12 protein-coding genes are annotated in these 7419 nt (G+C 74.4%); 10 read left to right on the forward strand and 2 right to left on the reverse strand.

The features are described from left to right. Positions 1-110: 110 nt before the first annotated feature. Both ACFWXO_RS17805 and rpmG read right to left on the reverse strand, forming a co-directional pair. A complete protein-coding gene (locus tag ACFWXO_RS17805) occupies positions 111-359 on the reverse strand; it encodes a type B 50S ribosomal protein L31 (RefSeq protein WP_375889960.1) in 249 nt (82 codons plus the stop codon). Between the two features lie 30 nt (positions 360-389). After that, positions 390-554 (reverse strand): 50S ribosomal protein L33, encoded by a 165-nt coding sequence (rpmG, locus tag ACFWXO_RS17810; RefSeq protein ID WP_350508653.1) that lies wholly within the window; start codon positions 552-554, stop codon positions 390-392. Between the two features lie 165 nt (positions 555-719). Here rpmG and rpmB point away from each other — a divergent pair, with 165 nt between their 5' ends. The 10 genes from rpmB (at position 720) to ACFWXO_RS17860 (ending at position 7322) form a co-directional block, all read left to right on the forward strand. Then, a complete protein-coding gene (gene rpmB, locus ACFWXO_RS17815; protein ID WP_350508652.1) occupies positions 720-956 on the forward strand; it encodes a 50S ribosomal protein L28 in 237 nt (78 codons plus the stop codon). Further along, on the forward strand, positions 956-1261 hold the full coding sequence (gene rpsN / locus ACFWXO_RS17820) for a 30S ribosomal protein S14 (protein ID WP_375889956.1): 306 nt from the start codon (positions 956-958) through the stop codon (positions 1259-1261). The genes rpmB and rpsN overlap by 1 nt, the downstream gene beginning before the upstream one ends. 5 nt (positions 1262-1266) lie before the next feature. Then, positions 1267-2436, forward strand: coding sequence for a CobW family GTP-binding protein (locus ACFWXO_RS17825; protein ID WP_380524866.1), 1170 nt, complete (start codon positions 1267-1269; stop codon positions 2434-2436). A gap of 32 nt (positions 2437-2468) precedes the next feature. Further along, positions 2469-2705, forward strand: a complete 237-nt coding sequence (gene rpsR, locus ACFWXO_RS17830; RefSeq protein WP_375889954.1) for a 30S ribosomal protein S18 — start codon at positions 2469-2471, stop codon at positions 2703-2705. 41 nt (positions 2706-2746) lie between these two features. After that, positions 2747-2920: a 50S ribosomal protein L32 gene (gene rpmF / locus ACFWXO_RS17835; RefSeq protein ID WP_375889952.1), complete on the forward strand. Its 174-nt coding sequence runs from the start codon at positions 2747-2749 to the stop codon at positions 2918-2920. Between the two features lie 110 nt (positions 2921-3030). Further along, positions 3031-4137 (forward strand): aminopeptidase P family protein, encoded by a 1107-nt coding sequence (locus tag ACFWXO_RS17840; protein WP_375889951.1) that lies wholly within the window; start codon positions 3031-3033, stop codon positions 4135-4137. A gap of 74 nt (positions 4138-4211) precedes the next feature. After that, on the forward strand, positions 4212-4775 hold the full coding sequence (gene efp / locus ACFWXO_RS17845; RefSeq protein ID WP_375889949.1) for an elongation factor P: 564 nt from the start codon (positions 4212-4214) through the stop codon (positions 4773-4775). A gap of 4 nt (positions 4776-4779) precedes the next feature. Next, the gene (nusB, locus tag ACFWXO_RS17850; RefSeq protein WP_350508646.1) at positions 4780-5217 is read left to right on the forward strand and encodes a transcription antitermination factor NusB; all 438 of its coding nucleotides are present in this window, start codon (positions 4780-4782) and stop codon (positions 5215-5217) included. A 147-nt stretch (positions 5218-5364) separates the two neighbouring features. Then, positions 5365-6186 carry a thioesterase family protein gene (locus ACFWXO_RS17855; protein WP_380524821.1) on the forward strand — a complete coding sequence of 274 codons (822 nt, stop codon included), beginning with the start codon at positions 5365-5367 and terminating at the stop codon, positions 6184-6186. 155 nt (positions 6187-6341) lie between these two features. After that, positions 6342-7322, forward strand: a complete 981-nt coding sequence (locus ACFWXO_RS17860; RefSeq protein WP_380524822.1) for a hypothetical protein — start codon at positions 6342-6344, stop codon at positions 7320-7322. Positions 7323-7419: the final 97 nt, after the last annotated feature.

Below are 7419 nucleotides of genomic sequence, written 5' to 3' on the forward strand. Positions count from 1 at the left end.
GTCTTTTGAGGGGCGGCCCCCACCCTTCGCTCTTGCTGGGGGGGGCGCGTCCCCCGGGGGCGCCTCTCGCCCCACCCCGGGCGGGGGGGGCGCCCGTTCGCGTTCCGCCGTCAGTGCCGGTCGCCGTAGCGGCGGCGGAACTGCTCGACCCGGCCGGCGGTGTCGAGCACCCGGGACTGGCCGGTGTAGAAGGGGTGGCTCGCCGAGGAGATCTCGACGTCGATCACCGGGTAGGTGTTGCCGTCCTCCCACTCGACCGTGCGGTCACCGGTGACCGTGGAGCGGGTGAGGAAGGCGAGGCCGCCGACCTTGTCGCGGAAGACGACCGGGCGGTAGGCGGGGTGGATTCCGGGCTTCATGGCTGGGCTCCTCCGAGGGGGTTCGTGCGGTCAGCGCTCTTCGCGGAAGTCGACGTGCCGGCCCGCGACCGGGTCGTACTTGCGCAGGACCATCCGGTCCGGGTCGTTGCGGCGGTTCTTGCGGGTCACGTACGTGTAGCCGGTGCCGGCGGTGGAGCGGAGCTTGATCACGGGGCGCAGTTCGCTGCGGGCCATCGGGCGTCCTCCTGGGGTCTCGGGCCCGTGGACCCTCGGGGTCCGGGGGCCTCCGGGTGCGGGGTTCGCGGGGCTGGATCGGAACCGTACACCGAAATGGATGTCATTTTCATCTGGTGTAACGTGACCTCCGTCCTGCCCATTCCCGGACGCCAGGGAGCACCCATGTCCGCCCACTGCCGGCTCACCGGCCGCCGGCCCGGCTTCGGCAACGCGATCTCGCACTCGCACCGCCGCACCCCGCGCCGCTTCGACCCCAACATCCAGCGCAAGCGCTACTGGCTGCCCAGTGAGGGCCGGTACGTCCGGCTGGTGCTGAGCGCCAAGGGGATCAAGACCGTCGACACGATCGGCGTCGAGGCCGCCGTCGCCCGCATCCGCGCCCGAGGGGGGAAGGTCTGATGGCCAAGCAGAGCAAGATCGCCAAGAACGAGCAGCGGCGAGTGATCGTCGCCCGCTACGCCCAGCGCCGGGCCGAACTCAAGCGGCTCATCGCCCACCCCGGCACCGCCCCCGCCGAGCGCGCCGCCGCCCAGGCCGAACTCGCCCGCCAGCCCCGCGACGCGAGCCCCACCAGGGTCCGCAACCGCGATGCCGTCGACGGCCGGCCGCGCGGCTACCTGCGCGCCTTCGGCCTCTCCCGGGTCAACCTGCGCGTCCACGCCCACGCCGGACACCTGCCGGGCGTGCGCAAGGCGAGCTGGTGAGCGGCATGGACGGCACCAGGCTCCCGGTGGTGGTGGTCGCCGGGCTGCACCCGGACGAACGCCGTTCCGCCGTCGAGGAGTTGACGGCCGCCGCGGTGGACGCCGTGGTGCTGCGGCACGACCTGCGGGACGCCGCGCGCGGCCTGGTCCACCGCGAACTGCGGGACGCCGGCGGGGCGTTCGACACCGGCTCGGTCCCGCTGGTGAACGACTGCCCGTGCTGCGCCCTGCGCGAGGACCTGCTGCCCCGGCTGCTGGAACTCGCCGACGGCGGCCGGTACGGGCTCGCGGTGGTCGAACTCTGGGGCGGCAGCGACCCGCACCCCGCGGTCGAGGTGCTCGCCGGGGGCGAGGTGGACGGCCGCCCCCTGGCGGAGGCGATCGAACTCGCGGGCGTGGTCACCGCCGTCGACCCGGACCGGCTGGTCGGCGAACTCTCCGTGCCCGACGAGCTGGTGGAGCACGGGCAGCACACCGCCGCCCGGGACGAACGCACCCGCGCCGAGGCGCTCGCCCACCAGGTCGAGTACGCCACCACGCTCGCCGTGCCGCGCGCCACCGCGCACGCGCCGGGGCTCGCGCTGCTGCGCCAGCTCCACCCGACCGCCCGGGTGGTCCGGCTCGGCACCGGTGCGCTCGCCCGGGCCGCCCTCGGCGGCTTCGACGTGGCCGCCGCGCGCGACCGCGTCAACCCGGCGATCGCGCTGCTCCCCCAGGAGAGCGACGAGGCCGGGGTGAGCACCCTGGTCTGGGAGCGCCGCCGGCCGCTGCACCCGGAACGGCTGCACCGGGCCCTCGAACTGCTCGTCCCGGCCGCCCAGCGCAGCCGCGGCAGGTTCTGGCTCGCCAACCGGCCCGACCTGATGCTCGCCTGGGACGCGGCCGGGGCCAACCTCGCGGTCGAGGAGTGCGGGCCCTGGCTGATCGCCCTGCCCGACGCCGCCTGGGACCTCTACCCGCCGGCCCGCCGCGCCGCGGCCGCCCTCGACTGGCACCCCCTGCACGGGGACCGGGTGCAGCAGCTCAGCTTCACCGCGGAGGGGTTGGACGTCGACGGCCTCACCGAACTGCTCGACTCCTGCCTGCTCACCGACACCGAACTCGCCGCCGGCGAACCCGGCTGGAAGGCCCTCCCGGACGGCTTCCGGGACCTCCTCGACCCCGTCCACCACTGACCGACACCGCCCACCACCGCAAGGGAGCACCCGTGCGCAACCGCACCGCCGCGCCGAAGGCCCGGCCCAACCCGCTGGTCGCGGCCGGCATCGAGTACGTCGACTACAAGGACACCGACCTGCTGCGCCGCTTCGTCTCCGACCGCGGCAAGATCCGCAGCCGGCGGGTCACCCGGCTCACCGTCCAGCAGCAGCGGGCGGTGGCCCGGGCGGTCAAGAACGCCCGCGAGACGGCCCTCCTCCCGTACGCCTCCGGCACCACCCGTTAGCCCGGACCCGACGGCCCGGCACCACCCGACAGGAGCCCCCGATGGCAGTTCCCAAGCGCAGGACCTCGCGCAGCAACACCCGGCACCGCCGCGCCCAGTGGAAGGCGACCGGCCCGAAGCTCGTCCCGATCACCCTGAACGGCCGGGAGATGCTCGTCCCGCAGAACCTCGTCCCGGCCTACCGCCGGGGCCTGATCGACCCGGAGGGGAGGTGACGGCGGTCAGCGGGGAGTGCGCGGGGGCGCGCGGGGCGCAGTGGGGTGCCGGCGCATCCCTCGGGGGTGCTCGGCGGGCGCTTCGGGCCGGGGGTTCGTAGGCTCGACGCATGGCGGATGCGTACGCGGGGCGGCGGGAGCGGGTGAGGGAGCACTGCAGCGCGGCCGGCGCCGACGCGGCGCTGATCACCCGGGCGGCGAACGTGCGGTACCTGACGGGCTGCGCGCCCTGCGGGGCGACCCTGCTGCTGACCCGGGACCGGGTGCTGCTGACGCTCCCGGACGACCTGCCGCCGGACGACTCGGGGGAGCACCTGATCGCCGCGGACGTCACCCAGGTGCCGGTGGCGGCCGGGGCGGACACCGCCCTGGCGGCCGCCGCCACCGCGGACCGGCTGGGGGTGCGCGACCTGGCGGTCGAGGAGCACGACCTGACCGTCACCCGGCACCGGGCGGTCGCGGGCCTGCTGGAGGGCGGCCGGCTGGCGGACCTCGGCCAGGTGGTGGAGCGGCTGCGGGTGGTCAAGGACGAGCACGAGATCGCGGACCTGCGGATCGCCGCCGAGATCGCCGACCAGGCGCTGGGCGAGCTGCTGGAGTCGATCCTGGTCGGCCGGACCGAGCGGCACCTGGCGATGGAGCTGGAGCGCCGGATGATCGACCACGGAGCCGACCGGGCGGCCTTCCCGGTGTCGGTCGGCACCGGCAGCCACTCCGGCCAGCCCGCCCACCAGCCCACCGACCGCCGGGTGGAGGAGGGCGACTTCCTCACCGTGGTGATGGGCGCCCAGTACCGGGGCTACGGCGTCTCGACCGCCCGGACCTTCGTGATCGGAGCGGCTCCCGCGCCCTGGCAGGTCGAGCTGCACCGGCTGGTCTTCCGCGCCCAGCGGGCGGGTCGGGAGGCGCTCGGCCCGGGCGTCGAGCAGTGCGTGCCCGACCGGGTGGCCCGGCAGGTCCTGGAGGCGGCCGGGCACGCCGAGGCCTCTCCGCACCCGGTCGGCCACGGCATCGGGCTGGAGATCCGGGAGGCGCCGCGCCTCGGTCCGTCGGACATGGGTAAACTGGACAGCCGCGTGCCGGTCACCGTCGGTCCAGGGGTCCACCTCCCGGGCAAGGGCGGGGTCCGGATCGAGGACACGCTCGTGGTGCGCCCCCTCGAGGAGGGCGGGCCCGAGCTGCTCACCATCACCACCAAGGAGCTCCTCGCCCTGTGACGGCGGCCCCCGGGCCGGCGGCAGGACGCGAACCCTTGGTTCCTTGACAGCTATATCCAGGAGTAAGTGCGCCCGTGGCTTCCACGAACGATCTCAAGAACGGCATGGTCCTCAAGCTGGAGGGCGGCAAGCTCTGGTCCGTCGTCGAGTTCCAGCACGTCAAGCCCGGCAAGGGCCCGGCCTTCGTGCGTACGAAGCTCAAGGAGGTCCTGACGGGCAAGGTCGTCGACAAGACCTTCAACGCCGGCACCAAGGTCGAGACCGCCAACGTCGACAAGCGCGGCATGCAGTTCTCGTACAAGGACGGCGAGAACTTCGTGTTCATGGACATGGACACCTACGACCAGATCACGATCGAGCCGGCCGTCGTCGGTGACGCCGCGAACTACCTGCTGGAGGGCTTCGAGGCCCTCGTCGCCACCAACGAGGGTGCGGTGCTCTACATCGAGCTCCCGACCTCCGTCGAGCTCGTGATCTCCCACACCGAGCCGGGCGTGCAGGGCGACCGCTCCACCGGTGGCACCAAGCCGGCCACCCTGGAGACCGGTGCCGAGATCCAGGTCCCGCTCTTCGTCGTCACCGGCGAGAAGGTCAAGGTCGACACCCGCGACGGCAGCTACCTCGGCCGGGTGAAGTAAGTCCGTGTCGGCCGCACGTAGCAAGGCCCGTACCCGGGCCTTCCAGATCCTCTTCGAGGCCGACCACCGCGGGGTCGACCCGCAGCAGGTCCTTGCCGACTGGGTGGCGCGCGCCCGCGAGCCCAAGCCCGACGAGGGCACCCCGCAGGTGGGCGAGTACACCATGGAGCTGATCGAGGGGTACGTCCAGCACGCGCGTCGCATCGACGACCTGATCGAGCAGTACGCGGTGGGCTGGACCCTCGACCGGATGCCGATCGTGGACCGCAACGTCCTGCGGCTCGGCGCGTACGAGCTGATCTGGGAGGACGGCGTCCCGGACGCGGTCGTCCTGGACGAGTCCGTCGAGATCGCCAAGGAGTTCTCCACGGACGACTCCCCGGCCTTCGTCAACGGCATGCTGGCCCGCTTCCTGGAGCTGAAGCCGAGCATCCGCCGCTGATCGGTGCTGTTCGCAGACGGCCGCAGGCCCCCGGAACTCCGGGGCCTGCGGCCGTTCCGCGTTTCACCCGGTGGGCGTAGGGTGGGTGCTACTCGTCAGTAACTTCGCCGACGGCGCCGTCGGCGACCCGAAGGGCAGGCCACACCCATGAGCACCGCGACCCGCAGCGAGTTCGACCGGGGCATCGCCCTCACCAGACACCCCGAGGAGGCCGGCCGCTACGAGGCCGAGCTCGGCGCCGGCTGGCAGATCGGCGGCGGGGTCAACGGCGGGCTGCTGCTCGCGGTGGCCGGACACGCGCTGTCGCTGGAGCACGGGCAGCACCCCGACCCGGTGTCGATCAGCGGTTACTACCTGTCCGCCTCCACCCCCGGCCCGGCCGCCGTCCGCACCGAGGTGCTGCGCACCGGTCGCGGGCTGTCCACCGGCACCGCCTCGCTCAGCCAGGACGGCGTCGAACGCCTGCGCGTGGTGGCCAGCCACGGCGACCTCGCCGCCGCCGACGGCGAGGTGCGCACCACCGCGACCCCGCCGCAGCTGCCGCCGCCGGACCAGTGCATCGGCGTCGAGCACGCCCCCAGGCAGCTGATCGAGCAGGCCGCCCTGCTGGAGCGCTTCGACCTGCGGCTCGACCCGGCCACCGTCGGCTGGGCGCTCGGCCAGCCCTCCGGCAACGGCCGGATCCAGGGCTGGTTCCGGCTCGCCGACGGCCGCGACCCCGACCCGCTGCTGCTCCTGCTGGTCGCCGACGCGCTCCCGCCGGTCACCTTCGACCTCGGCCTGCCGGGCTGGGCCCCGACCGTCGAGCTGACCGTCCACCTGCGGGCCAGGCCCGCCCCGGGCTGGCTGCGGGTCGTCCACTCCACCCGCAACGTGGCCGGCGGCTACTTCGAGGAGGACGCCGAGGTCTGGGACGAGGCCGGACGCCTGGTCGCCCAGTCCCGGCAGCTGGCCCGGGTGCCGCGCTGAGGCCGCGACGACCCCTATTACCGGTGGTTACATTTCCGTGACACGCCGTACGTGTGTGGCGCGCGGAACTGGGGAGTAACACGGTCAGCGGCGAGCCCCGCCGCTGACCGTCACCGTACCGTTCGACGGCCCCCAGCAGATGTCAGGAGCCACCGATGACCAGCCGCAAGGGCCGCGCCCGCCGCAACTCCGACTGCACCGCCGGCGGCCTGCGCCCCGCGCTGCGGGCGCCGCACCGGCCGCGGCGGGTCGAGGGGGCCGAGCAGGCGTTCGTCCTCGGTGTGCTCACCAATGCCGCGGACTTCGCGCGGGCCCGGGCCTGGGGCGTGTGCGACGCCCCCGACTACGAGCGCTACCTGGCCGACACCGCGGAGCTGCTGGCCGACGCGCTGGAGCGGTTCGAGACCGTCCGGGCCCGGATGTTCCACCCGCAGGACTTCGAGGAGTTCTGCCTGCTGCACGGCCTGGACCCGGCCGAGTCCGCCGCCCGCGACCGCTACCTGGTCAACCCGCCGTTGCAGACCCAGCTGCTGCCCTATCAGGGCGAGGAACTGGCCGGGGACTTCGTGCCGCGACTGGTCCGGGCCCGGGAGAACGGGCTGACGCTCTGCCACGCCGACCTGCTGCTCGACGGCGGGCTGTACGGGGGTGCGGGGGAGACCGACGAGGAGCACGCGCGCTGGGTGCGGGCCGCCTACCAGCGCGGTGGCGAGGTGTTCCGCCGGATGCTGGTGGGCGCGGGCGCCGGGGTGTACGAGCTGCGCCTGCGGGTGGACGCGCCGGGCGGGCGGCTGGCCGCGGCGGCCCGGGTCCTGCAGTGGGAGGACGGCGTGGCGCGGATCAACGACGAGGACCTGGAGCTGGTCTGCGCGGTGCTGTGCGCCGGGCTGGCGCTGGAGCTGCCGGGCGTCGCGGTGCTGCACGGCTCGCAGGGGTCGGCGGCCTCCGGCGGAGCCGCCGAGAGGGCCCGCGGGGGAGCCGCTGATGAGTCCCGCGGCGGAGCCGCTGACGGATGCTTCCTGCCCGCCGCCTGGGCGTGGTCGAGCAGCGGCCCGGACTGGGCGCCGGCCGCCCGCCCGGTGCGGCTGGACGGCGTGGCGGCGCAGCCGGGCTACAGCCTGGGCACGGTCTGCTGAGCCGGTGACCGCCCGGCACGCCGCGGCGGGGGGGGGGGGGGCGGCGCCGCGCGCGCCCGCCCGGGAGGGGAACGGCAGGACGGTGAGAGCGCCCGGA

Origin of the sequence: Kitasatospora sp. NPDC059088, assembly GCF_042738155.1 — a bacterium.
GTDB lineage: Bacteria > Actinomycetota > Actinomycetes > Streptomycetales > Streptomycetaceae > Kitasatospora.